The sequence below is a fragment of the Bifidobacterium sp. B4079 genome (assembly GCF_026537385.1).
In the GTDB taxonomy this organism is placed as follows: Bacteria; Actinomycetota; Actinomycetes; order Actinomycetales; family Bifidobacteriaceae; genus Bombiscardovia; species Bombiscardovia asteroides_I.
Genome location: NZ_JAFNMH010000001.1, coordinates 370,316 through 394,574, shown reverse-complemented (window position 1 = coordinate 394,574; position 24,259 = coordinate 370,316). Strand labels below are relative to the sequence as shown.

The 24,259-nt window shown below is 58.0% G+C and carries 20 protein-coding genes; 9 read left to right on the top strand and 11 right to left on the bottom strand.

The genetic code is table 11. The features are described 5' to 3' along the window. Positions 1 to 50: 50 nt before the first annotated feature. From J3T95_RS01660 to J3T95_RS01650, 3 genes are read right to left on the bottom strand one after another with little or no spacing between them, the layout of a single operon-like run. Entirely contained in the window at positions 51 to 1,385 is a 1,335-nt protein-coding gene (locus J3T95_RS01660; RefSeq protein WP_267450184.1) for an ABC transporter permease, read from the bottom strand. Then, positions 1,372 to 2,565, bottom strand: a complete 1,194-nt coding sequence (locus tag J3T95_RS01655; protein WP_267450183.1) for an ABC transporter permease — start codon at positions 2,563 to 2,565, stop codon at positions 1,372 to 1,374. The genes J3T95_RS01660 and J3T95_RS01655 overlap by 14 nt, the downstream gene beginning before the upstream one ends. A gap of 41 nt (positions 2,566 to 2,606) precedes the next feature. Further along, a complete protein-coding gene (locus tag J3T95_RS01650) occupies positions 2,607 to 3,563 on the bottom strand; it encodes an ABC transporter ATP-binding protein (protein WP_220235915.1) in 957 nt (318 codons plus the stop codon). A 179-nt stretch (positions 3,564 to 3,742) separates the two neighbouring features. Between J3T95_RS01650 and J3T95_RS01645 the strand changes: the two genes are divergently transcribed. Together J3T95_RS01645 and J3T95_RS01640 are read left to right on the top strand one after the other, a co-directional pair. Further along, positions 3,743 to 4,990, top strand: a complete 1,248-nt coding sequence (locus J3T95_RS01645; RefSeq protein ID WP_267450182.1) for a sensor histidine kinase — start codon at positions 3,743 to 3,745, stop codon at positions 4,988 to 4,990. Continuing rightward, positions 4,987 to 5,640: a response regulator transcription factor gene (locus J3T95_RS01640; RefSeq protein ID WP_267399854.1), complete on the top strand. Its 654-nt coding sequence runs from the start codon at positions 4,987 to 4,989 to the stop codon at positions 5,638 to 5,640. Before J3T95_RS01645 ends, J3T95_RS01640 begins: the two co-directional genes overlap by 4 nt. Before the next feature lie 51 nt (positions 5,641 to 5,691). Here the strand turns inward: J3T95_RS01640 and J3T95_RS01635 are convergent, their stop codons facing one another. Both J3T95_RS01635 and J3T95_RS01630 read right to left on the bottom strand, forming a co-directional pair. Continuing rightward, positions 5,692 to 8,226 (bottom strand): UvrD-helicase domain-containing protein, encoded by a 2,535-nt coding sequence (locus J3T95_RS01635; protein ID WP_267450181.1) that lies wholly within the window; start codon positions 8,224 to 8,226, stop codon positions 5,692 to 5,694. 190 nt (positions 8,227 to 8,416) lie between these two features. Beyond that, on the bottom strand, positions 8,417 to 8,710 hold the full coding sequence (locus J3T95_RS01630; protein WP_220235919.1) for a hypothetical protein: 294 nt from the start codon (positions 8,708 to 8,710) through the stop codon (positions 8,417 to 8,419). A 247-nt stretch (positions 8,711 to 8,957) separates the two neighbouring features. Between J3T95_RS01630 and J3T95_RS01625 the strand changes: the two genes are divergently transcribed. Continuing rightward, positions 8,958 to 9,548: a xanthine phosphoribosyltransferase gene (locus tag J3T95_RS01625; RefSeq protein ID WP_267450180.1), complete on the top strand. Its 591-nt coding sequence runs from the start codon at positions 8,958 to 8,960 to the stop codon at positions 9,546 to 9,548. A 38-nt stretch (positions 9,549 to 9,586) separates the two neighbouring features. On the opposite strand, the gene J3T95_RS01620 is transcribed toward J3T95_RS01625, so the two are convergent. The 3 genes from J3T95_RS01620 to J3T95_RS01610 all read right to left on the bottom strand — a co-directional run bounded on the left by J3T95_RS01620 (position 9,587) and on the right by J3T95_RS01610 (position 13,106). Next, the gene (locus J3T95_RS01620; protein ID WP_267450179.1) at positions 9,587 to 10,579 is read right to left on the bottom strand and encodes a D-2-hydroxyacid dehydrogenase; all 993 of its coding nucleotides are present in this window, start codon (positions 10,577 to 10,579) and stop codon (positions 9,587 to 9,589) included. 72 nt (positions 10,580 to 10,651) lie between these two features. After that, on the bottom strand, positions 10,652 to 11,821 hold the full coding sequence (locus J3T95_RS01615) for an aminotransferase class I/II-fold pyridoxal phosphate-dependent enzyme (RefSeq protein WP_267450178.1): 1,170 nt from the start codon (positions 11,819 to 11,821) through the stop codon (positions 10,652 to 10,654). A 340-nt stretch (positions 11,822 to 12,161) separates the two neighbouring features. After that, positions 12,162 to 13,106: a sugar-binding transcriptional regulator gene (locus tag J3T95_RS01610; RefSeq protein WP_267450177.1), complete on the bottom strand. Its 945-nt coding sequence runs from the start codon at positions 13,104 to 13,106 to the stop codon at positions 12,162 to 12,164. A gap of 154 nt (positions 13,107 to 13,260) precedes the next feature. Here J3T95_RS01610 and deoC point away from each other — a divergent pair, with 154 nt between their 5' ends. From deoC to J3T95_RS01585, 5 genes are all read left to right on the top strand, one after another. Further along, the gene (gene deoC / locus J3T95_RS01605; protein WP_267450176.1) at positions 13,261 to 13,911 is read left to right on the top strand and encodes a deoxyribose-phosphate aldolase; all 651 of its coding nucleotides are present in this window, start codon (positions 13,261 to 13,263) and stop codon (positions 13,909 to 13,911) included. A gap of 92 nt (positions 13,912 to 14,003) precedes the next feature. Continuing rightward, positions 14,004 to 15,350, top strand: coding sequence for an L-fucose:H+ symporter permease (gene fucP / locus J3T95_RS01600; protein ID WP_267450175.1), 1,347 nt, complete (start codon positions 14,004 to 14,006; stop codon positions 15,348 to 15,350). 132 nt (positions 15,351 to 15,482) lie between these two features. Further along, a complete protein-coding gene (locus J3T95_RS01595) occupies positions 15,483 to 16,382 on the top strand; it encodes an aldose 1-epimerase family protein (protein WP_267450174.1) in 900 nt (299 codons plus the stop codon). Positions 16,383 to 16,390: 8 nt separating this feature from the next. After that, positions 16,391 to 17,317: a ribokinase gene (rbsK, locus tag J3T95_RS01590; protein ID WP_267450173.1), complete on the top strand. Its 927-nt coding sequence runs from the start codon at positions 16,391 to 16,393 to the stop codon at positions 17,315 to 17,317. Between the two features lie 150 nt (positions 17,318 to 17,467). Next, the gene (locus J3T95_RS01585; protein ID WP_267450172.1) at positions 17,468 to 18,292 is read left to right on the top strand and encodes an oxidoreductase; all 825 of its coding nucleotides are present in this window, start codon (positions 17,468 to 17,470) and stop codon (positions 18,290 to 18,292) included. Positions 18,293 to 18,476: 184 nt separating this feature from the next. Here the strand turns inward: J3T95_RS01585 and J3T95_RS01580 are convergent, their stop codons facing one another. Next, positions 18,477 to 19,505 (bottom strand): alpha-L-fucosidase, encoded by a 1,029-nt coding sequence (locus J3T95_RS01580; RefSeq protein WP_267450171.1) that lies wholly within the window; start codon positions 19,503 to 19,505, stop codon positions 18,477 to 18,479. Between the two features lie 47 nt (positions 19,506 to 19,552). Then, entirely contained in the window at positions 19,553 to 20,707 is a 1,155-nt protein-coding gene (locus J3T95_RS01575) for an MFS transporter (protein ID WP_258561599.1), read from the bottom strand. 578 nt (positions 20,708 to 21,285) lie between these two features. Here J3T95_RS01575 and J3T95_RS01570 point away from each other — a divergent pair. After that, positions 21,286 to 22,248 carry a N(4)-(beta-N-acetylglucosaminyl)-L-asparaginase gene (locus J3T95_RS01570; protein WP_267450170.1) on the top strand — a complete coding sequence of 321 codons (963 nt, stop codon included), beginning with the start codon at positions 21,286 to 21,288 and terminating at the stop codon, positions 22,246 to 22,248. Between the two features lie 142 nt (positions 22,249 to 22,390). Here J3T95_RS01570 and guaA read toward each other — a convergent pair whose 3' ends face one another. Continuing rightward, positions 22,391 to 23,953, bottom strand: coding sequence for a glutamine-hydrolyzing GMP synthase (guaA, locus tag J3T95_RS01565; RefSeq protein ID WP_267450169.1), 1,563 nt, complete (start codon positions 23,951 to 23,953; stop codon positions 22,391 to 22,393). Between the last annotated feature and the right edge of the window lie 306 nt (positions 23,954 to 24,259).

Sequence of the window (24,259 nt, the reverse complement as noted above, 5' to 3'; positions counted from 1 at the left end):
AGATTGGACAGCGATGGGTCTGGCCTGAAGATTATATGAATGCAGGTAAGCTACCCGATCATACTAGGATCGGAGCCAGCAGGAGCGACCAGGGTGGCCCGGGTGCGTGTCAGGCGGGAGACCATGAGACCAACGCAGGAATAGGCCAGTGCGAACAAGGCAACCACAGTAAGCGGAAGACCCCAGGAGGCCAAATCTGCCGCACTTGTATCCACTATTGATTGGACAGCGGTGTTGTACCACCAGCCCGGAGTCAGTTTACCGATGGTCTGCATGACCGGAGGCAGGCTGCCGCCAGTACTTGACCCGGAGGTGAACATAACCACCAGGCCGAAGATGACGCCTACAGAGTTTATGAGCGAAGAGGAAGGATTGAACTGAGCAAGCATGAATCCGAAGGATGCCGCCGATACCGCGAATATCAGCATGGCGACAAAGCTCAGCAGCACCCTCCCCCAGCCCAGTGAAGCCAAGGACACCCCAGAAGCCGCCATACTGAAGGCAACGAGTGCCACATAGTAGGCCCAGGAGATGCCTGCCAGGATGAGGGCTGCCGTGAGCTCCTGTCCATTCAGACTGCTTGATCGCATTGGAGAGGCAAGCAGGCGCCGACGTCGGTCAGGCGAGCTGAACGCAGCGAAGAGCGTGGCGACGCTGACCGTCAGCGCTGTCATCAAGGGAAAGGCAGCCAGGCCAACTGTCGTAGCGAAGCCTTCCGACAGTGCTCTATTGTCGCCCTTTGGGCTGGCATGGATGCCCACATGTGGCTGGTTGTCGGCATAGTGGGCCACTGCATAGGCGGCAGCACCATTGAACACTGCCGACGAATGCAGCTCCATCGAGCCGTTTTGTCCTGGACCTGCAAGCACAGCAGAACGAAGAGCATCAAAATAGCTGTCCACCTGCAGTTGTGCCAGACTGCCGCGGCTGGAATTATAGGAGGCCGCCGTTTCAACTTTCGGGAAACTAAGCGTCTTACCGCCGCTGGGAGCTTGGGCAGCAGTGTCTTCAAGCGCCTCAAGGAAGCGTTGCCCATATCCGGCTGGGATGATAATGGTCAAATCGCTTTTACCGGATACATTTGCGTCCTGCAAAGCCTGTGGCCTATCTTCGACTGTCACCAGCTGGGCCGACTTGCCCAGATACTGCTCCAGACCCCGGCCCAGCTCGCAACCGACCTGGTCACCGCAATCCCTGTTGATGACGGCTACCTTCGCACGTGCGGGTTCGAAGCGCCCAACCGAGCTTGAGGCATTGGCACGCACCGCGGCCTGCATATTCGTGGAACCGATGACAATCATGACCAGGCTCATGCCCACCAGATACAGGAGGAGGTAGAACTTATGCGCCCAGATGACGCGCAGTGCTGTTTTACAAGTATTCATACCGTTGTTTCCTTAGGAGCAGACCACAGGCAGCCAGGAAGATGGCGGCCATAATGACCAGGATGCCGCAGGTGCGGGCGAAGGGTGCCAGGCTGTCGTAGTAGACGATGTCGTAGAAAAGGTTGGAGACCTGCTTGACGGGGTTGATCAGGTGCAGGACCGGAGCGCGTTCCTGTATGGCATTGTTGAGGTCCATAGCCAAGCTGCCATAGAGGCCGATAAAGGCACTCAGGGTGCAGTCGATGCCGACGACCAAACCAACCTTCGTTTCGATGGGGAGTTTGGGAATCGCACCCATCATAGAGCCGAAAGCGGTAGCCATAAAGGTGCCCACGGCGATGGCTATGAGTGCTATCGGGTCACGACCACCGATTTGCACGCCGCAGACTGTTCGGACGAAGATATAGGCGACTAGGAGGCTGACTGCGGAGAAGAGCCAGGAGGCCAGAAAGGCACCCGCTGCCTGCCGCCACTTGGGGCTGGGAGAACTGGCCCGTCGGGCTCCCAAGGCTGAAAGGTTGGGCTGAGTCCTGGCAATCATCTCAGCTGCGGTGCTGGCACCGATAAGACAGGCCATAGCGAGCACAGCGAAGAAGTAGGGCGCGGTCATCGAAGGGCGGATGTGCGTCAGGCGGATTTGCTTGGTGTAGGTCTGTCCGCCGGATCGCACCAGAATTTGAGTACCTGGTGAGGATTTGGTAGACCTTGCGGATTTTGCTTGGTTGAAGCTGCCCAGCGAAGCGGAGAGAATGGAGACCGCTATGCCTTCGGAAGCGGTTGAATCGGATTGGATGCTGGCTGCTTCACGGTCGCACAGGACCATGTTGACCAGACCGTCAGAGCCTGCGTACAGGTATCCGATGTCTTTCCGGCTATCCAGACGCGTGTCTGCTTCGGCCTTGGTAGCCACCGTCGTCGGGATAAGCAGCTGAGTGTCGTCGGACCCAGCCTTGGGTTTCTTCGATAGTGAGGAAACCAGCTCGTCAGCACCTGGGCTGGCTTTCCAGTTGCTGTCCGAGACTATGGCGAAATGCTGTGCCTCGGCAGTGTAGCCGTCTTGCAGGTTGCCTATGATGCCCAGCATCAGAGCGGCCAGAATGACCGGAAAGGCCAGGACCCAGAAAAGGGAGGAGGTGTTGCGTATCGAGGTCTTGATGTTGATCAGGAATGAGTTCCACATAGATATGTGCTCCTTACGGCAATTGAGCCTATGGACCGCGCTCAGTCACGCAGTTCCTTGCCGGTCAGCTCCAGGAAAACGTCGTTGAGGGATGGCGGACGGCTGGTCAGGTGGCCGTAGCTGGTCTGGGTGGATTCCAGGACCGTCAACACGTCCTGCAGGTTGTGCTCGCCCTGGCGGCAGCGGATGACCAGCTCCTTGCCGTCATAGTCGACAGATTGAGCCAGAGGCAGGGCGCGGATTTTGGCCAGTGTGGACTCCTGCAGGTCCAGAGTCTCGACGGTGACCTGCTCACCGGCCTGGACCATGCCCTTGAGTTCCTCAGCCGCGCCTAGGGCGATCTGACGGCCATGGTCCATAATCATGATCCGCGTACAGATCTGCTCCACCTCCTCCATGTAATGGCTGGTGTAAACCACGGTGGCCCCCTGGTCGTTCAGCCGTTCGATGCCCTCCAGGATGGCGTTTCGGCTCTGGGGATCAACGGCGACGGTGGGCTCATCGAAAAAGATGAGGTCGGGCTGGTGGGCGATGCCACAGGCGATGTTGAGCCTGCGCAGCAGGCCGCCCGACAGTTTGCCCGGGCGGAACTTGCGGAAATCGCCCAGCCCCACGAAGTCGATGGCCTGCTCGACCAGGTCCTTGCGGTCGGCCTTCTTGGGCACGTAGAGGGAGCAGAAATAGTCGATGTTCTCCTGAACGCTCAGTTCATTGAAGACGGCCACATTCTGTGGAACCACGCCGATATGACTTTTGAGATCGTAGGAGGTCGGGGTCATCTCCTGCCCGAATATGCGAACCGTTCCCGATTCAAAGCTGAGCAAGGCCAGGATGCAGTTGATGGCAGTTGACTTGCCTGAACCGTTAGGGCCGAGCAGTCCGAATACCTCGCCACGACCGACTTCCATGTCGAAGTGGTCCAAGGCCACCGTGTCACCGTAGCGCTTCACCAATGCGCTGACCTTCAAGGCCGGCTCTTGCTCATGTGAACTGTTCATGATTCCATCATCCCAGCTGCAGCTGGCCCAACACCGTGACAGTTGTCATCAAAATTGTAAATGCTCGAATCAGATTAATGACATCTGTCATGGGTGCTCCCGCCTGTGGATCGGCGCAGGAACGGGTAGTCCGCCAATTACTATTTAGGACAATAGAGCAACAGGGCGAGGAGACATTCATGGGCAGGATAGCTGGCTGGCTGGCCCTGGTTGGTCTGGGGGCCTTATGCGGATCATGGTATGGTTCAGGGGTTTCAGCAACCCTGATCGCTGGCCTCTTGGCCTCGGTAGCAGTAGGAGCCCTGTGTGAATGGACGTTGCCAGCGCCAGGTTCCATGTTGGGTGGTGCCCTGGTGTCGCTTTTGGCAACATTCATACCAGTCTGGCTTTTCTTTTTGCCAGCGCTGGCTTTCGAGGCGGGAGTTGGACTCGGAGCCATAGTCCCGACTGCCGGATCAGTCGGCATGAAAGACTCCCTGGCCAAGGACTCTAGGCTGCTCTTGGACTTGTTGCCGGCATTCTTCTGGCTGATACCTGCCATCACTGACCTCATACTGTTCAGAGGCTTCACCCAACGCTATGCGCTGCTGGCTTTGTTGACATCAGCACTGGCGCAAGGCGGCGGTCTGGCATGTGCGCGCTTGGCGGAGGCTAAGGAGCGTGTATGGCAGATTGAAGACACCGAGCGCTACCAGATTCGCCAACTGCGCGGCCGCATCAACGACCTGGACGAGGAGAGGGCCCAGGCGACCCGGATGGCACACTTATCCGAGCGGACCCGAATCGCCCGAGACATTCACGACAATGTGGGACACCAGCTCACCCGTGCCATCGTGCAGATCCAGGCTGGCCGCGTGGTGGCTCAAAGCAAGGGTGATCAGAGTGCCGAGCAGCTACTGGACAGTGTCGGCAAGACCTTGGACGAGGCCATGACCACAATTCGTCGTTCCGTGCATGACTTGGAGGATGAGGGCACTGACTTCGCATCCCAGATGCAGGAAGCCAGCTCCGAAGCTTCGACGGGGCAGCTGCAGGTCGATCTGAACAATGGCATTGAGGCAGCGCCTGCACCAGTGTGCCGTTGCTTGGCCACCATTGTTCGCGAGGCCCTTTCCAATACGGTCCGCCATTCTTCAGCCAAGTCAGCGCAGGTTATCCTGCGCGACCTCCCAGCCTTCTGGCAGATGGTGGTGCAGGACGACGGCGGGATTCAGCAATCGCAGCCTGACAGCTCGCACTTAAAGAAGCCAGAGCTCCATCGCGGCATGGGGCTGGCCGATATGGAGGCCAGGGCCAGGGCCTTGGGCGGCACGGCCAACAGCGGCCCCAACCAGCAAGGATGGAAGGTCTTCGTATCCTTGCCTAAGGAGCCTTGGTTCGACCACACCCCAGCCGAGCATGAAGAGGGTAGGAAGGTAATGGCATGAAAGTCGCTATCGCTGATGATGATCCGATCGTCTGCTCATCCCTGTCAACGATTTTGACGGCAACCGGTACTGCAGATGTGCTCTGGACTGCCGGTGACGGCCAGTCAGCCCTCGAGAGTTTTCAGGCAGCTGGAGGAAAGCCAGACGTTCTGTTGCTTGATGTGCAGATGCCTGGCATGGATGGTCTGGAGGCGGCGGAACGCATCATCGCCATGGATTCGGCTGCCCGTGTGCTCTTTCTAACCACCTTTGCAGACAAGGAATATATTTCACGCGCCCTGGCCTTGGGCGCCAAGGGGTATGTGATCAAGCAGGACGTGGCTTCAGTGGTGCCGGCTCTGCAAGCCGTCATGGCGGGACAGACGGTTCTTGGAGCTGAGGCCGTGGCTAATCTGTCACTAGGCAATAAGGACAAACAGTCGCAAAAGAATCCGGCTGAGCCTGTTCCCCGGCGCTTCCAAACACTGACCGACCGCGAACGCGAAATCGTCGCTCTGGTGGCCGGCGGCCTCGACAACCAAGCCATCGCCAGGCGGCTCTGCCTCAGCGAGGGCACTGTCCGCAATCACATCTCAGCCATCCTGGCCAAGACCAACCTGGCCAACCGCACCCAGTTAGCCGTGGAATGGCTGTCCTCGCAAGAGTCATAAGTGTATAGTTTCGGCGGTCTCGTCCCTGGACAGGCTCCGAGTCTCGATCGTTCAGAGTTTTTCTATCGGTGCCAAGCGCAGCATCAGCCTCTTGGTTCCCTCGGAACCGAAGTCCACGGTCAAGACCGAGTTGTGCCCCTTGTCCTGAATATCGACCACCTTGCCCAGGCCATACTGATCGTGGGCCACCCTGTCGCCCAAAGAGAAGTCCTGAATGGACAGGCCATTCGACTTGGGCTGGCCCGAGGCCCTGCCAGTGTGTGCGGATGACGATGAGCTTGCTGTGCTGTGCCTGGTCGTAACTCTTCCGCTTCTGGAAGAGGAGCTACGAGAGCCATATCCGGATGATCTGAACGACCGCTGCGAGGAGGTCCGCGAGCGCCCATGCACATTGTGGGAAGAGCCAAAACCGGAGCCGGAGCCGAACCCGCCGAATGAACGATGACCGAATGCACGGCTATCGCTTTCATCCTCGAAGCCGCCGAATTCGTCCTCGTCGTCACCAAGGTCCCAGCCTGCGCGCATCCGCTCATTGCCTGCCTGCCGACGCTTCCAGTCAATCAGCTCGTCAGGGATGTCGTCCAGGAACTGGCTGGGCAGCATCTCATTGACCTGCCCCCACTGTGAGCGGACGGCCGCCCGCGTCAGGTAAAGACGTCTCTTGGCACGGGTCACGCCCACATAGGCCAGCCGACGCTCTTCCTGCATCTCGTCGGCATCCTCGAGGCAACGGGAGTGAGGGAAGGTTCCCTGCTCCATGCCAGTCAGAAAGACCACCGGGTACTCCAGGCCCTTGGCCGTGTGCAGGGTCATCAGGGTCACTTTGCCTGAGTCGTCGCCCAAGCCTGGCAGCTGGTCTGAATCGGCCACCAGTGCCGTGGTCTCCAGGAAGCCCGCCAGCGTAGCGTCAGGAGTCTTCTGCTCGAACTCGGCAGCCACAGACTGCAGCTGGCCAAGGTTCTCCAGCCGAGAGGCATCCTGCGGGTCAACGGACTTGCGAAGCTCGTCCAACATGCCGGACTCCTCCAGGATCTTCTCAACAATCTGCGATGGCTTGGCATCGTGCTCAGAGGCAAAGTCGGTCAGGGAGCTGATCAGATCCCTGAAGGTCTTCATCCGCTTGACCATCAGCGTGGAAGCTCCGGGCACTTCCTCAATATGCTGCACCCCCTCCCAGAAGGAGACCTGATGCAGATCCGCATAGGAGGTCGCCGCCGCCTCGGCACGTGCGGCCAGGCCCCGCTTGGGCACGTTGAGTATCCGACGCATGTTCACGTCGTCCTGGGGATTGGCGATGGCGTGCAGGTAGGCCAGGGCGTCCTTGATCTCCTTGCGCTCGTAGAAGCGGGTCCCGCCCACCAATTGATAAGGCAGACCGGCGTTGATCAGCCCCTCCTCCAGAGCGCGGGACTGGGCGTTGGCCCGGTACATGATGGCCATGTCGGAGTAGGGAATGCCCTCCTCGCTGCGCAGTCTGGCGATCTCGGTGGCGATCCAGGCGGCCTCCTGCTGGGCGTTGTCGGCTGCGTAGCCCACGATGGGCTCCCCCTTGCCCAGGGCGGTCCAGAGCTTCTTGGGCTTGCGGCCTTCATTTTTGACAATGATGGCATTGGCTGCATCCAGAATGGTCTGGGTGGAACGGTAGTTCTGCTCCAGGAGGATGGTCCGGGCCCCAGGGAAGTCCTTCTCAAAGTCCCTGATGTTGCTGATATCGGCCCCTCGGAAGGCATAGATGGACTGATCCGAATCACCCACCACGGTGATCCAGGCCTGGTCCTGCTTGCCTGCATCGGCACCGGCAAGCTCGCGCATGAGCACATACTGGGCATGGTTGGTGTCCTGGTACTCGTCCACCAGCACGTAGCGGAAGCGATGGTGGTAATACTGGGCCACCATCGGGGATTGCTGGAGCAGCTGGACGGTGCGCACAATCAAATCGTCGAAATCGACGGCGTTGGCCTGAGCCAGCCGATGCTCGTACTCGGCGTAGATCACGGAGTAGAGCTCCTCCTCGTTGCCGAAGCGGGCGGTAATCTGCTGGCCGCGCTGCCCGGGCCGGTAGTCGGGGGCATACTCCTGCAGCTGCGTGCGCCAATCCTGCAGGTTGTTCTTGTAGTCGGATATGTGGCTCAAAATGTTTCTGGGCGTGTAACGCTTCAGATCGATGTTGAGGTCCTTGCCAATCAGTTTGATCAGGCGCTCGGAATCGGCCGTGTCGTAGATGGTGAAGCCCGATCGCAGACCGATCTCCTTGCCATCCCTCCTCAGAATGCGCACGCAGGCCGAGTGGAATGTGGACACCCACATGCGGTCGGCCACGGGTCCGATCAGTCGACGCAGACGCTCGCGCATCTCGGAAGCTGCCTTGTTGGTGAAGGTGATGGCCAAGATCTGGCTGGGCCAGGCGCCGAACTGGCTGAGAATCCAGGCGATCCTGCGGGTCAGCACTCGGGTCTTGCCAGAGCCTGCGCCTGCCCCGATCAGCAGGGCCGGCCCCTGGTATTGAACAGCCTCGGCCTGCTGATCGTTGAGCCCCTTGAGCAGCTCCTTGGCGCTGCGCTGGATCAAGTCCGGTTCCTCGTTCACAAGCCACCTCTTGCCATCTGGTCTCGGTCACCGTCACAGGCCGGATGGCGCACACCCGGCAACCAACTATTTCTACCACAAAGCGGTGTCATCGACCTCGGCTCAGGGGTCAGCCAGCAGATATAAAAATCCCGTCCGCTTTCGACGGGGAAAGCGAACGGGGGTAAATCGGGGAAGTCAGATGACCCAGTCAGTTGCGCATTTGGTCCTTGGCGTTGTTGGCGGCCTCAGTGGCGCCCTGCTCAGCCTTTGCCTTGCCCACCTTGACATCGGCCTTGGCCTGGTCCATCTTGTCCGAAGCGGCGTCCTTGGCATCGGATGCCTTGTCCTGGGCAGCGTCCTTGGCGTCGCCCATCTTGTCGGCAACGGCGTCCTTGGCATCGGATGCCTTGTCCATAACGGTGTCCTTTACATCGCCTGCGACGTCGGAAATCTTCTCGCCGGCAGACTTCATGGCATCCTTTGCATCATCCAGAATCCCCATATGGTCCTCCTTAGGTCCTTTAACGCATCGCGACGATGCGCGACCAATGCGGTCAATTTTCACTGTAACAGTCAGGACCTTGAATCCGCGGATTGACGGGCTGACACGCCAGGAAGACACTCCAATCCGCTGGAGGTGAAACCTGGCGGATCAGGGCGGCCTGACCACAGTCCCAGAACCGGGTTATCTTGGTGTCTATCCGCCGGGACCACAGGGGCCCCGCATTCATGACGACAAGGACGATGACATGCAGGAACTCGAGGAGCGAATCCGCCGCCAAGGCACGGTCAAGCCTGGCAATGTACTCAAGGTGGACGCCTTCCTCAACCATCAGTGCGACGTGCGGCTCTTTGACCACATGGGCGCTGAATGGGCCCGCCTATTCGCTGGTCACAGGATCGACAAGATTCTGACCATTGAGGCATCCGGCATCGGCATCGCCTGCCTGGCCGCCCGCCACTTCGGCGACGTGCCGGTGGTCTTCGCCAAGAAGACCCAGTCCATCAACCTTGACGGCGACCAGTACACGGCCCGCATCTACTCCTTCACCAAGCAGCGCGAGTACCCCGTCATTGTGGCCAAGCGCTTCCTTACGGAGGGCGAGCATGTGCTGATCCTTGATGACTTCCTGGCCAAGGGCAACGCCCTGCACGGTCTGATCGACATCTGCCATGATGCCAAGGTCGTCGTTGAAGGCATCGGCATCGCCGTGGAGAAAGGCTTCCAGGAGGGCGGCCGTACCCTGCGCAAAGAGGGCTACAACCTCAAGTCCCTGGCCATTGTGGAAAACATGGACCCGGACCAGGGCACCATCACCTTTGCGCACAATCCCGCCTGAGCAGGCCGGCGCCCGGTCCGGGTCGCGAAAACATAGCGTCAGTCCACCTGATGCTCGCTGGTGCCGCCCTCCAGAATGGTCTTGACGTCATTCAGGGAGATGTTGACCATGGCGTTCACGGCGGCATCGGTGTAGAAGCCGATGTGGGGTGAAACCTCCACATTAGGCATGGCCTTGAGGGTCTCCAAGGCCTGGTTGCCGACCCTGGCTCCACTCAGGTCCTTTTCGAAGATGCCAGCCTCCCCCTCGATGGTATCGATGGCTGCACCGGCGATGGACTTGGTCTGCAGGGCCTCAATCAGCGCCGGGGTGTCCACAATGGGGCCGCGGGCGGCGTTGACCAGGAAAGCCGAGGGCTTCATGGCATCCAGGGCCTGCGCGTTGATCAGATGGTGGGTGGTCTCGTCCAGCGGCGTATGGACGGTGACGATGTCGGCCCGCTTCAAAAGGGTGGGCAGATCCACATAATCAAGAGTGTCTGCCAGCTCTGGGCGGTGAACCGGGTCGTTGGCGATGACGGCGGAACCCAGGGCCCGGAAAATCCTGGCAACGGCCGATCCGATCTTGCCTGCTCCAATGATCCCCACGGTCAGGTTGTGGATCTCGTGGGCCTGAAGCCCAGCCCAAGTATAGTCGTCCTTGGCCTCGCGAGCGCTGGCCTCCCCCAAATGCCGGACCAGACGCATGACCTGGGCCAGGACCAGTTCGGAGACCGACCGGGGCGAGTAGGCAGGCACGTTGGTGACGACTAGTCCATTCTCCCGGGCGGCCTGCAGGTTGACGATGTCATAGCCCGTAATCCGCAGGGTCAGCTGCTTGATGCCATAGTCCTTGAGCCGCTGGTAGAGCTCGGGCTCGGGCAGGGCCGCGTGCTGCTGGATGACGATGCCGTCGTATCCCTTGATCATGTCCACGGTCTTCATCCCCAGATCGTGGTCGGTAGTATCCACCTGAATGTCATTGGCTTGCGCCCAGGCCCGAATGGCCTCCTGCTCGTCGGGGCGTACTGAATACATAAGAATGCTGGTCATTGTTCCTGTCCTTGGTAACTGCCTTCGTCGATTGTTGCTCGATGATGATTGTCGAATGAATCGCCAGAGGGATCAGCCGCGATTTTGGCGCATATAGTCGCCGATCCGCTCCACTGCGGTATGCAGGTCCTCCATGGAGGCCGCATAGGAGATGCGGACGTAGCCTTCCCCACCGGGCCCGAAGCTTGCTCCGGGGATTACCGCCACCTTGGCCTTTCGAGCCAGGTCGTAGACGAAGCTCCAGCTGTCGCGCATGCCCTCGGGCAGCTGGGCGAAGATGTAGAAGGCACCCTTGGGATCGATCACGCCCAGACCGACCTCGGGCAGGGCCTTGGCCAGATAGTCCCGCCGCTTGCGGTAGGCCTCGCGCATCGGATCCGTGTCATTCATGCCCTTAGTCAGAGCCTCCTGGGCGGCATACTGGGCGTTGGTGGTCACCGAAGTGATGGTGAACTCGTTGACCTTGCTGATTTGGTCAATGACGTCGGCTGGGCCAGCGGCGATGCCGACCCGCCATCCTGTCATGGCATGGGACTTGGAAACCCCGCCAAGCACGACCGTCTGCTCGGGCAGGATGGCGCCCATGGATACATGGGTGTCCTGGTAGGTCAGCTCGGCGTAGATCTCATCGCTGAGCACGAAGAAGCCGTGCTTGCGCGCCACCTGGGCCAGAGCCTCCAGATTTTCACGGGCATAGGTCACGCCGGTGGGGTTGGTCGGATAATTGAGCACCAGGGCCTTGACCGGACCATCGCTGTTTTCGACGGCGGCCTCCAGCTTGTCCGGCTTGAGAATGAAGCCGTCATCGGATGTGTCGACAAAGACGGTCTTGGCGCCGCTCAGCTGGGCGATGGGAATATAGAGAGGAAAGATGGGCGTGGGCAGAATGACCGTGTCGCCCGGGTTGATCATGGCGGTGAGGCCCGAGAAGATGCCCCCGGTGGCCCCGGCCGTGATCACTATCTGACTGTCAGGGTCGTAATCCAGCCCGTACTTGGCCTGGAGGTAGTCGGCTGCCGCCTTACGCAGACTGGGCATACCGCGACTCTCGGTGTAATGACTGTGGTTGTCTTGGATGGCCTGGATGCCCGCCTGCTTCACGTGCTCGGGGGTGAAGAAGTCAGGCTCACCCAGGGTCAGCTTCACAATGCCGTCTATTCCGGCGATCTCCTTGTTGAACTCGAGAATGTCGCTCGGCGCCAGAGCTTTGACCCTGGCATTCATATGCTCCGCCAATGTCATTGGCTTGTCCTTTCCCATGCGGTTACTACAACCATTGTCGCTGGTGCTGCCCTACCGACTATGCGGTGACGATGCACGGGAAATGCTGTCGACGACTGCAGGGCCGGTGGGTTCCGATCCGTGCAACCGTTCCTACAAGGCACGCGGCGTCACAGATCGAATCCGTGCCACCAATAGGTAAATCGTGTGCCCTGCATGCTGAAACCTCCTGCGGAATCTACAATCAGCATTACTGCTCAGTGTACAGCGAAGCTTAGGCAAGCTTATATACCCGACCATTATTTGACCAAGCGCTCGTGCGAGAGTGTGCAGCACAATTCCCCCGATTGCCCCGGCTCTCTCATTCCTCAAGCAGCCGCATGGCAGCCTGCGAATCCGTGATAAGCACGTTGGCATAACCGCCTTGAAGAGCCGCCCGCATGGACGCTATCTTGGAAGGCCCTCCCGCCACCAATATGGAGCAGGGCTTCTTGCGCAGCCGATGAAGTCGTATTCCCACCGTTCTTGCGTCAATATTGTCATCCGCAATGGAGCCATCGGCAGCTATGAATCGTGAAAGCACATCGCCGACGGCCTTATGCTGGAGCATGGTGATCTCTTTACGGGAAAGATACCCTAGCTTGAAGAGCATGGCATCGTCCCGAACGGTTCCGCAGGTGAACACGGCGATATCGGTCCGGTCCCCCTGACGAACGATCGCGTTTATGAAACGGTCCTTGAGTACAATGTCCCTAGTCAATGCATTGTCGAAGATGACCGGCAAGGGCAGCACTGTTGTTGTGGTGCCGAAGGCCATGCCGAATTTCAGAGCGATATCCGCGGCATAGTTGTTGAAATCGGATGCGGAGACGCTCCCCTTCAGCTGCACCACCGACACATCCTTGTGCTCATTCGGCCGCAGATGATCGGCTACGGCCTTGAGGGTCCTTCCCCAGCTGATGCCCAACCGGTCGTGGTCTCCGACAATCTCGGCCAAGTAATCTGCTGTAACCGCGCCCAGTTTATCCCTGATGACATCTTCATCACCGGTCGAGTCATATGTCAGCCTGACCTCGCGCAGTCCGAATGCCACTTTGAGTCTTCTGGCCAAGGATTCCAGATCAGTCTGCGGGTCCGCGATGAGCACGCGGACAAGCCCCTCCTGCCTAGCGAATGCCAGGAGACGCGAAACCGTAGGACGGGAAACATTCAGTCTGCGGGCGATGGCGCTCTGGCCTAAGCCCTCCTCGTAATACCAGTGGCAGACTGTGACAGCTTGATTTCTATGCTGTTCATCTTTGACCATAAAACCTTCTCCTCTCCTGCTCATGTGGAACCAAGATGCAAAAGAGCTTCACGGCTTGTCGGCAATTGAGCATTAATTTCTGAACATATGTTCATTTTAGCATTTCACTTCTGTTCATTCACTGTTACGGTTAGGCCAACAAGGAGGCAACAACATGCAGATCAATCGCCTCATCGATCACACCCTGCTCAAACCAGACGCAACGCTCGCGCAAATCGACCAGGTCATCGACGAAGCCCTGAACAACCATTTCTATTCAGTCATGGTCAATCCCCACTGGGTTTCCCACGTCCATGAAAGGGTAAGGGGGTCGGATGTCCTGACTGCCTGCGTCGTCGGCTTCCCCCTCGGCGCCAACACCACTGCTATCAAGGTCGCCGAAAGCCGGGAAGCCGTCGCAGATGGAGCCGATGAACTGGATATGGTGATCAACATCGGTGAAATGGCAGGCGGACGGGAAGACCTGGTTGCCAATGACATTCGTGCGGTTGTCGAGGCAGTCCATCAGGCAGGAAAGGTGATCAAGGTCATCATTGAGACTGCCCTGCTTAGCGATGAACAGATTGCTCGGGCCAGCATGCTGGTGGCTGATGCAGGCGCCGATTTCGTCAAAACATCCACCGGATTCGCCAGCCGTGGCGCCAGTGTGCACGACATAGAAGTCATCAAACAAGCAGTCAATGGAAGAATCCACATCAAGGCAGCCGGCGGCATCCACACTCGGCAAGAGGCTGAAGCCCTGATCGACGCAGGCGCTGAACGGCTGGGCACTAGCTCCAGCATGGCCATCATCGGCAAAGCCTGACTTCGGCATCCGGGGGCGCGCCCCCGGGCCGACTCTTATATTCTCGGTGAACGCAATGCGGCGTCCCCGAATGCAAACCCAAGGAGGGGTTCATGCAATCACCGACCTTTCATCTGTTCAAACTCCACGCGCAGGAATTGGATGACGGTTACCTGGACAGGACGCCTATGCTCCAGTACATCCTGCTCTCCTGCCTGTTCCCCCTTTGGGGTGCGGCCGCCAGTCTCAATGACATACTCATCACCCAGTTCAAAACCATTTTCACCCTTTCCAATGTCGCCAGCGCCTTTGTGCAGACGGCCTTCTATCTTGGCTACTTTCTGATAGCCATACCGGCTTCGTTCATCATCAAGAAGACCTCATACAAGGTCGCCATCATGATCGGCCTTTCGCTGTACACCATCGGATGCTCGATCTTCTTCCCCGCCTCGCGCATGGCCACCTATGGCTTCTTCCTGATCGCCCTGTTCGCCTTGGCCTGCGGATTGAGCTTCCTGGAGACCTCGGCCAACACCTTCAGCTCACTGATGGGCCCGAAGAAGTATTCCACCCTGCGGCTGAACATCTCTGAAACCTTTTACCCGTTGGGTGCCATAGCCGGCATACTGCTGGGCAAATATCTGATCTTCGGTGCCGGCCAAAGCCTGGAAAGGCAGATGAAGGGACTTCACGGACAGGCCCGCATCGCCTTCGGCGAGCGCGCCCTTCAGCATACGCTGCTGCCTTACAAATACATCATCTTCGTCCTCTTGGTCGCCCTGGTGCTTTTCGCACTGACGCAATTCCCCTCAGGCAAGCCCAAGGTGGATCCGACCAAACAGCAGCCTCAGGCGCGCATCGGCGAGACACTGGTCTATCTTGCGCATAACCGCCGCTTCCTTTGGGGCATTTTCACCGAGTTCATGTATGTGGGCATGCAGACGGCCGTGTGGTCCTTCACCATCAGGTTGGCCATGGAACTCAATTCCTCGATCAACGAACGCTCGGCATCGACCTTCATGGTCTACAGCTACGCCGCCTTCTTCATAGGCAAGGTCATTGCCAACTTCATGATGAAGTCCATGCACCCCGCCCGGGTCCTGCAGTGGTTCTCGGCATTCGGACTGGCCGCTCTGGTCTACATCCTCCTGGTGCGCAACATGAGCGCCGTCTATGCGGCCATTATCGTCTCGGGCCTGTTCGGACCCTGCTGGGCCACCATCTACTCCCAGACCTTGGATACGGTGACCGACAAACGCCACACGGAAACAGCGGGAGCCATCATCGTCATGTCCATTGTGGGCGGGGCCTTCATTCCAGTAGCGCAAGGATTCGTCGCGGACATCTCGAACATGTCCCTGTCCTTCCTGGTCGATGTGATCTGCTTCGCGGTCGTCTGCGTTTATTCCACAGCAAAGATGCGTGCCTTCAAGGCTGAAGGAGCTCGAGAAAACCAATGAAAGGAAAACCAATCATGCAACAACTTCATCTCAATCATGACATGTTCGGCCCGGCCGAATTCACCCTCTATGAGGACGATGCTTTCAAAGCCGTCACCTTCCACCTACCCATCAGGAGTTGAAGCGGTCCGCATGGAGAACTCGCGCGGCCAGCTTACCGTCCTGCCCTACATGGGCCTGATCATCTGGGATGCTGTCTTCGACTCCACCAGCCTGAAGATGAAGGACATGTTCTCGCAGCCCCTGCCCGGCACCGCCATAGCTGATACCTACGGCTGCTTCCAGTTCACATCGGGACTCCTGGGCGGAGGAACACCAGCCCCGGAGGACGACTATCAGCTTCACGGCGAGGCTCCGACCAGCCGTATGGACAGCGCCTGGCTGGGATTCGAAGAAGGAACCATGTCAATACATGGGCAATTCGAATATGTCAAAGGGTTCGGCGACCACTACCTGAGCCGGCCGTCCGTGACATTGCATACAGATTCCGGACTCTTCGACATCGGCCTGGAGGTCACCAACCTCTCCAACTACCAGACCATGCCTCTGCAGTACATGTGCCATATGAACTACGCATACGTGCATGACGGGCATATGGAGCAGAACGTGCCTGACGAGGCTTTCCGTCTGCGCCAGACCGTTCCCGCCCACGTGCATCCCACCCCGCAATGGCTGGCCTACAACGAAGAACTCAAAGCAAGCGGCGAGCTGATCAATGACCTGAACGACGAGAGCCACTACGATCCTGAGATCGTCTTCTTCTCCCAGAACCTGACCCACTTTACGGATATGGCCGAGTTCCGGCTCCATCTGAATGCCGAGCACAACTTCCTGACGCGGTTCAGCACGGAGCAATTCCCCATCGTCACCCGCTGGATCCTGTACAACGCCGACCAGCAGGTGGCGGCCTTCGCTTTGCCCGGCACCAGCACGCCCGAGGGCCGTGCCGCCGCTGAGAAGGCAGGCACCCTGATCCATCTGAAGCCTCAGGAAACACGTTCCTTCCTGGTAACCACCGGTCTGGAAAGGTAAAGAACAATATGGCTGACATCACTGTCATCGGTTCCAATATGTACGAGCTGACCACCTTTGTCGATCGCATGCCGGTGGAAGGAGAGACTGTAGAAGCTCCTGAATTCGAGATGGGATTCGGCGGCAAGGGGGCCAACCAGGCCATTGCCGCCGCCCGCTTGGGTTCACAGGTCAACTTCATCACCATGGTCGGCAAGGACGAGTTCGGCAGACAACAGCTGGAAAACTATCGCAGCAACGGCATTAGCTCCGAGGGGATCGGCATCGCTGATGGGAGCAGCGGCGTGGCGCCTATCTTTGTGGACACCAGCGGCGACAATCGGATCCTGATCGTCAAAGGCGCCAACAAGCAGCTGACCCCTGCCGCCTTGGACAGTAAAAAAGACCTGATCAAGGGGTCGAAAATGGTCGTTCTCCAACAGGAGATCGCCCTGGAGACCAACTACCATGCGATTGAACTGGCAGAGGATTACGGCGTGCCTATCCTGCTGAACCCTGCGCCAGCCAATGATGATCTGAACATCAACTATGTCTCCAGAGTGGCCTTCTTTGCACCAAATGAGACCGAACTGGCCACACTCACCGGAATGCCCACAGGGACACTGGACGAGGTCAAAGCCGCAGCGCGAGACTTGGTAAGGCGTGGGATAGGCAACCTGATTGTCACCATGGGCGGCAAGGGCGCCCTATGGATCAGCGCCGACCAGGAGCTGCTGGTGCCTGCGGTCACGGTTGAAGCCGTGGACACTACTGGCGCCGGCGATGCTTTCATCGGCTCGTTTGCCCACTACTACACGCAGGGCGAGGATGTGCCAACAGCTCTGGGCCACGCCAACAGATACGCTGCAATCAGCGTCACACGCCGCGGCACTCAAAAGGCTTATCCAACAACCGCCGAGCTTAACAACCTACTGTTGGAAAGAGTACAGATATAAGGTCTTCGCTATGGTCGCATTGCCAGACGTAGACGGATAGACCGCCCTCGTCTGGCTTTTTATGTCCTTACTGCGAAATGCTGTCATATACTGTGCCTCAAAAAAGCAGGAGCTACGATTCACAGACACTAGCCAGAAGGGGTAATAAATATGACCAATCAAGTAGCGCTGGTCACTGGGGCCACCAGCGGCATCGGATATGAAACCGTTCGAATGCTCGCCGACCATGGATACCGGGTGTATGCGGCAGGACGACGTGTCCAACGACTGAAGCCGCTGGGCGACAAAGGGGTGACAGCCGTGCAGATGGACCTGACCGATTCTGCCTCCATCGAGAAGGCCGTCGCACGAATCCCGCAAAAGGAGAGGCGGGTGGATCTGTTGGTCAACAACGCCGGTTACGGGTCCTATGGCCCAGTCGAGCAGGTCTCCATCGAAGAGGTGCGTCGACAATTCGAGGTAAACCTCTTCGGCCTTGCCAGATTGACCCAGTTGGTGCTGCCCGCCATGCGCCGAGCCAGACGCGGCCGGATCGTCAACACCTCATCCATGGCAGGCCGAATGGTCACCTATATGGGTGCCTGGTACCATGCCACAAAGTACGCCCTTGAAGCCTTCAGCGATGCCCTGCGCATGGAAATGCTTCCCTTCGGCATCGACGTGGTCCTTGTCGAGCCTGGGGCCATCGCCACCAACTGGGGCACAATCGCCGCCGACCACCTCCAGACGGTCACCCGCAGGAGCGCCTATCAAAAGTCAGGATTCCGAGCTGCTAACGGACTGCGCAAACTGTACTCCAGCAGGCATTTAACCCAGCCATCGGTTATTGCCAAGGCCATCGTCCGTGCCTCGACAGTACGCCATCCCCGTCCACGCTACCTACTGGGCTTCGGCGCCAAACCTCTGGTCGCCCTTCATGCCCTATTGCCAACCCGGGCCTGGGACTACCTGATGGTCCATGCCAAGGACCTGTAGATGGTAAACAAGATATTAGAACAATGCTCCTGAGCAGCCGAATGCTTTCAAAGGGTTTGGATTCGAAGAAACCAAGACTCGCCAAGTCCTGCAGAGTGAAACAGACAGCCGGCAAGGGATGCTGTCGCACAGGAACAGCATAGTTACAACGGAATCCCTTGCTGACTGTCAGGATTCTAAATCCTCAAACCTCCAGCGCCCGGGCTCCTAGGAGTGCCTGCTCGGCCGCCATAGGTACGCGTCCTAATCCATCCAGACCGACATTGAGCAAGTAGTTGATGCCGTACTTGTTCAGATGGGCCTTGTAATCATGAATGGTCTGCGGACTCTTCCAGTTCTGGTCATGATAGGAAAATCCCCAGGAATCGTTGATGGTCCCGGCGGTCTCATAGAGGCCGAGCTTGGAGGGCTTGAATCCTTCGATCGAGTTGTAGTCGACATCCCCGTCCGAGGTTGCCTTCTCGCTGGCATCCGAATCTTCGGGAATCTCGTTGTCCCCCAGAGAGACGTAGTCGTAACGACCGTTGCCCAGTCTGGAATTGATCAGGCAGTCGGGCTGCAGGCGCTTGACCGTATCGTAGATGGTCTGGCTCTGCTCGTCGCTGAGGGTCATTGGTACGTCAAACCAGGCTACCGATATTTCCCCGTAGTTGCTCATGATCTCTTCGATCTGCGGCATGATCTTGTGCTCGAATGCCCGGTCGTAGTTCTTCTCCCCCGTGAAGTCCCAGCTGTTGTCCCAGGTGGTGCCTGCGGTCTCAATATCGTTCGAGAGGTATCCGCCGCCATCCGGTTCATGCCAGTCCAGGTCCTGCGAATAGTAGAGGCCAAAACGCAGTCCGGCCTTGCGGCAGGCCAAGGACAGCTCGCCGATCACATCCCGGTGGAATGGCGTCGCGTCATAGACGTTGTAGGGATCCACCAGCGACCGGTACATGGCGAAGCCGTCATGATGCTTTGTAGTGACGACCAGATACTGCATGCCGCAGCGCTTGGCCAGATCCACTATGGCTTCCGCGTCGAAATAGATCGGGTTGAAGGCCTGCGTGAGGCGTTCGTACTCCTTGTTGGGAATTTGGAGCTTGGATTGGATCCACTCCGCATAGTTGCTTGACGACTTCCCTTGGTATTCCCCTCCCAGGAGGGAATAGAGACCCCAGTGAATCATCATGCCGTACTTGGCTTGCTTGAACCATTCCACGGTATCGATCATTATTTACCTCTGTTTCTGCTGATTGACACGAACTGCTGTGACAGCCCTCAGATGGTCAGCTTGTCTTTCTTGACGACGAAGGCATCGTAAAGGGCCAGGATCACGTAGCAGACTCCTGCACACATAATCATGAAGCCTGGGTCTTTCTTGCCAAGCACCCCGCCCAGAGCCTGGAAGAAGTAAGGAGCCACCAAAGAGCCGACGTTGATGCCGATCAGGATGATCGAAGTGGTCAGGTTCATAGAGCCCTTGGGCGAATAGGCAACCATGCGGGCAGTCAGAGCCGGATTGATGATGCCGTTGCAGAACCCTGCCACCAGGACCAGGACCAGCAAGAGCGGAATGGAGTTGGTGAAAGGCATGGCGATCATAACCACTGCCGTCAGCACCTCGAAGATGAAGACAGTGTATCGTCCGCACCACTTGGCAAGTTGTTCGAAGGCGATACCTGAGATGATCGAACAGAGCACCAGGAAGCCGAAAATCCTGGTGGCATCGGCGGCAGAACCTATGCCGGACTCAACCATGTGGCTGGCCAGCTTCAGAGAGATGGCCGAATAGAAGAGACATACGAAGAGGAAGAGGATGGCCAGCTGGATAACGCCGCCGTTGGTGGACGGCTTGATAGAGGTGTCTTCTTCAACCTCCTTGCCGTCCTCCACGATGACGCGGTCAAGCCTCTTGGGGACGAAGAGGGAGACAAGGACAATGGGCACAATCAGGAAGAGGAACACCAGATAAGTGGCGTGCCATGAGATATTGATCAGGAATCCTGCGATGAAGAGCATGATCGAATCGCCGATAGCGCCGACGGAGTTCCTCCAGCCCAGAAGCCTGTTCCTGATTTTCTCGGGGAAGACATCGGTGATGTAGGAGACGCTCAGGGGGGTGAAAATGCCCATGCCCACGCCGAACATGGCCCTCGACAGGAAAATGGCCGGATAGTTATAGAAGAAGGCGGGGATGATTCCGAAAACCAAGGAGACAATGAGCCCCAAAAGGACCGTGTACTTCTTGCCCAGCTTGTTGGATATGAGGCCGCTGACCACAGTTCCCAGCAGGACGCCTCCCGTAGGGATGACAACCAATAGCTCGACGTTGGCCTCTGAAATGTTGGAAAAGTATTGCTTCATCAGCGGGATGGTCCCTGAGACGGCATTAGAAACCGACATCAGGAACGATATGGACAAGATGCCCAACATCAAAATCGGTGAACTGGTGTTCACCTGTTTCTCTTTTGACTCCACGAAAGTCCCTTCCTCGGAACTGTCATCGCATCCGCATTCGCGATGGCGAGCAATGATTGACTCATGTACTGCAAACAACTAGATTCCATGGACCGTCTTGATCCCGAACTATTTCAAGAGAAATAGTTTGTTAATAGTATATATCAAATTGGAAACTGTACATGCCGAAGTTGTTACGTCATCCAGAATTGGTGGGATCTGCTGTCCAGCGATCACTGGGAAAAATGCAGCAACCCGGCCTTTAATGTCGACCTTTTGATATGTAGGGACACGCTAATGCCTTTTAAAACGATCAAAAGCACCGACATGACATCCGGAAACAAGAAGTGACTTTGGCAATTATCATTACAGAGGAAACAGGACAGAGGACATGATTGCTGTCTGCACGCGAGCAAGGCCGGCCCGCAGCCGATGGCCTGTCCGCTCAGGGCGCGGCCTGTCAGCTTGATCACCCGTCGATCGGCTGAATCCGGCTGCATCGGCCTTCCGGTCAAGGGCAGTCAACGACCATATCAACAGAAAGAGCCAAGGAAATGAATGATTCATCCCCGCAGCAATCCAGCCAAAATCAATCCACCTGGGCATCCATCGCTACCTGGCGGATGGCCTATGAAGGTATGGTCAAGTCCAGTTCCGGTCTTGAAGAGGGTGGCCAGGCAGGCGACGCTGTCGAGACGTTGATTCAAGAGGTCGAAGCCAACCCCGATTACACTTCCGTCGGTTATGGCGCCTTGCCCAACCGGGAAGGCGAAATGGAGATGGATGCCGCTTTCATGGATGGAAACAACATGGCTTTGGGCGCTGTAGCTGGCATCCAGTATGCACTGCACCCCATATCAGTGGCCAGACGGTTGAGTCGACGCCATACCAGCAGCTTTCTAGTCGGACAAGGCGCTACTCGCTACGCCCAGATCAGCGGGTTCGAAATGCGCAACATGCTGACGGACAGGGCCAGAAGACGTTGGAAGTTGGAATCCGCAAAGGCCACAAGACCAGAGTCTGCCGGCCCCTATCGAGGCCACGATACGGTCGGGGCCATCTGCTTGGACTTGCAGGGGTCGATGGCTGCTGGCACATCAACATCGGGGCTCTTTATGAAGGAACCAGGCAGAGTAGGCGATTCACCCCTGCCCGGCTCGGGCTTCTACGTGGACAGCGCTGTCGGAGGGGCGGCCGCCACCGGACTGGGAGAAGACATCATGAAAGGATGCCTCTCCTATCGGATCGTCGCCCTGATGGGAAGAGGATTGACCCCGCAGGAAGCCTGCGATTCTGCAGTCTACAAATTTGACAGCCTCCTGAGGAAACGCTACGGCAAGGTCGGCGAGATCTCCCTGATCGCTCTCAACACAAGAGGGGAATGGGGGGTCGCCACCAACGTGGAATTCACCTTCTGCACAGCCAGGAAAGGCGAGCAGACACGCATACTCATGGCTAATCCGGACGGCAAGAGCGGAACACGAATCGATCCAGTCGCCAAGGACTGGTTGCAGTAATATGAGCGCTCATTGAAGGCGCCCATCAAATGAGCAGTTGCAGCACCTGAGTTCTTCTATGAACTTTCGACATTTAGGGCCGACAAGTCATATGACCTCACTGTCTTCGACATATCGCCGTATGACTTGTCGGCCCAGATACTTACTCCCACTCGATGGTTGCCGGAGGCTTCGAGGTGCAGTCCAGGACCACACGATTGATTCCCGGGCACTCGTTGGTAATGCGTGTGGAGATGGTGGCCAGCACGTCGTAGGGCAGACGTGTCCAGTCAGCAGTCATGGCGTCCTCGGAGGAGACCGGACGCAGCACAATCGGCGAGCCATAGGTACGCTCGTCGCCCTGCACCCCTACTGAATGCACATTGGCCAGAAGCACCACCGGGCACTGCCAGATCTGTCGATCCAGCCCAGCCTTGGACAGCTCCTCGCGGACGATGGCGTCGGCCTCGCGCAGGGTCTCCAAGCGTTCCTGGGTAATCTCCCCGATGATGCGGATGCCTAGACCAGGGCCCGGGAAGGGCTGGCGCCAGACGATCTGATCGGGCAGGCCCAGTTCGGTGCCGATGGCCCGGACCTCGTCCTTGAAGAGGGTGCGCAGGGGCTCGATCAGCTGGAACTTGACATCCTTGGGCAGACCACCCACGTTGTGATGGGACTTGATATTGGCCGCTCCATCTCCACCGCCAGACTCGACAACGTCGGGGTAGAGCGTGCCCTGCACCAGGAACTTGACTTCCTTGCCGGTCTTGCCCGCCTCTTTAACCACCTGCCGCTGGGCCCTTTCAAAGGTGCGGATGAACTTCTCCCCGATGATCTTGCGCTTGCGCTCGGGTTCGGAAACGCCCTTGAGGGCGGTCAAGAAGTCCTGTGAAGCATCCACAGCGATTAGCTTGATGCCAGTGGCGGCTACGAAATCATGCCTGACCTGCTCGGCCTCCCCCTTGCGCAGCAGACCATGATCCACAAAGACGCAAGTCAGCTGATCGCCGACGGCCCTGTGGACCAGAGCGGCCGCCACGGCTGAATCGACTCCGCCTGACAGGCCGCAGATAACCTGGTCGTCACCCACTGTGCGACGAATCTTCTCCACCTGCTGCTCGATGATGCCCGAAGCGTTCCAGTACGACGGAAGTCCAGCGCACTGATGCAGGAAGCGGTCGATCAAGTCCTGCCCCAGAGGAGTGTTGGTCACTTCGGGATGCCACTGGACCCCGTACAGCCCCCGGGATGGATCCTGCATGGCCGCCACAGGAGCACCCTCGGTATGCGCCAGAACCTCAAAGCCTTCAGGCGCACGGTTGACGGCGACGCCATGGCTCATCCACACATCCTGCCGTGCGGGTGAATCCTGCAGTATTCCCCTGGCGCTGTCGATGAAGGCCTCGGTCTTGCCGTACTCCCCCAAGGCCGCCTTGTCCACTTCACCGCCCAGCTCATGTGCCATGACCTGGAAGCCGTAGCAGATGCCCAGCACAGGCACCCCTGCCTCAAAAATCCTCTTATTTATGGTAGGCGCCCCGTCCACGTAGACGGAGGCAGGCCCACCGGAGAGGATGACCGCCTTGGGATCCTTGGCCAGCATCTGCTCCAGGCTCATCGAATGGGGCACCAGCTCGGAGTAGACCCCCGCCTCCCTGACTCGACGAGCGATCAGCTGGGCGTACTGCGCACCGAAATCGACCACCAGGACGGGACCCTGTGCCATAAGACTCCTTATATATATTATGTATGCTGTATCTGCCATGGATGTCCGGGAGCGACGAGTTAACGCCCGCGGGCAAGTCCAGTATGGTTGCAGTTTTCGACAATGCTACCGCCATTGAGCCCTGATCGGCACCCCCGGCGAAAACTTCTGTCTGCAAGCAGACAATTCCCTCGCATTTTCTCACAAGAGCGAACACACACTGCAAGAAAACGTTCAGAAAAGTCTGCTCGTTCACGTACCATGTAGGCATTGGGTACGAACCCGACGGATGCCTGAAATGACACCGCACGAGCCCGTAACCGAAGT

What these genes read in the sequence shown, in the direction of transcription:
- J3T95_RS01660 (WP_267450184.1), bottom strand. Translation starts at nt 1,385, where the DNA reads ATGAATACTTGTAAAACAGCACTGCGCGTCATCTGGGCGCATAAGTTC.
- J3T95_RS01655 (WP_267450183.1), bottom strand. Translation starts at nt 2,565, where the DNA reads ATGTGGAACTCATTCCTGATCAACATCAAGACCTCGATACGCAACACC.
- J3T95_RS01650 (WP_220235915.1), bottom strand. Translation starts at nt 3,563, where the DNA reads ATGAACAGTTCACATGAGCAAGAGCCGGCCTTGAAGGTCAGCGCATTG.
- J3T95_RS01645 (WP_267450182.1), top strand. Translation starts at nt 3,743, where the DNA reads ATGGGCAGGATAGCTGGCTGGCTGGCCCTGGTTGGTCTGGGGGCCTTA.
- J3T95_RS01640 (WP_267399854.1), top strand. Translation starts at nt 4,987, where the DNA reads ATGAAAGTCGCTATCGCTGATGATGATCCGATCGTCTGCTCATCCCTG.
- J3T95_RS01630 (WP_220235919.1), bottom strand. Translation starts at nt 8,710, where the DNA reads ATGGGGATTCTGGATGATGCAAAGGATGCCATGAAGTCTGCCGGCGAG.
- J3T95_RS01625 (WP_267450180.1), top strand. Translation starts at nt 8,958, where the DNA reads ATGCAGGAACTCGAGGAGCGAATCCGCCGCCAAGGCACGGTCAAGCCT.
- J3T95_RS01620 (WP_267450179.1), bottom strand. Translation starts at nt 10,579, where the DNA reads ATGACCAGCATTCTTATGTATTCAGTACGCCCCGACGAGCAGGAGGCC.
- J3T95_RS01615 (WP_267450178.1), bottom strand. Translation starts at nt 11,821, where the DNA reads ATGACATTGGCGGAGCATATGAATGCCAGGGTCAAAGCTCTGGCGCCG.
- J3T95_RS01610 (WP_267450177.1), bottom strand. Translation starts at nt 13,106, where the DNA reads ATGGTCAAAGATGAACAGCATAGAAATCAAGCTGTCACAGTCTGCCAC.
- deoC (WP_267450176.1), top strand. Translation starts at nt 13,261, where the DNA reads ATGCAGATCAATCGCCTCATCGATCACACCCTGCTCAAACCAGACGCA.
- fucP (WP_267450175.1), top strand. Translation starts at nt 14,004, where the DNA reads ATGCAATCACCGACCTTTCATCTGTTCAAACTCCACGCGCAGGAATTG.
- J3T95_RS01595 (WP_267450174.1), top strand. Translation starts at nt 15,483, where the DNA reads ATGGAGAACTCGCGCGGCCAGCTTACCGTCCTGCCCTACATGGGCCTG.
- rbsK (WP_267450173.1), top strand. Translation starts at nt 16,391, where the DNA reads ATGGCTGACATCACTGTCATCGGTTCCAATATGTACGAGCTGACCACC.
- J3T95_RS01585 (WP_267450172.1), top strand. Translation starts at nt 17,468, where the DNA reads ATGACCAATCAAGTAGCGCTGGTCACTGGGGCCACCAGCGGCATCGGA.
- J3T95_RS01580 (WP_267450171.1), bottom strand. Translation starts at nt 19,505, where the DNA reads ATGATCGATACCGTGGAATGGTTCAAGCAAGCCAAGTACGGCATGATG.
- J3T95_RS01575 (WP_258561599.1), bottom strand. Translation starts at nt 20,707, where the DNA reads ATGTTGGGCATCTTGTCCATATCGTTCCTGATGTCGGTTTCTAATGCC.
- J3T95_RS01570 (WP_267450170.1), top strand. Translation starts at nt 21,286, where the DNA reads ATGAATGATTCATCCCCGCAGCAATCCAGCCAAAATCAATCCACCTGG.
- guaA (WP_267450169.1), bottom strand. Translation starts at nt 23,953, where the DNA reads ATGGCACAGGGTCCCGTCCTGGTGGTCGATTTCGGTGCGCAGTACGCC.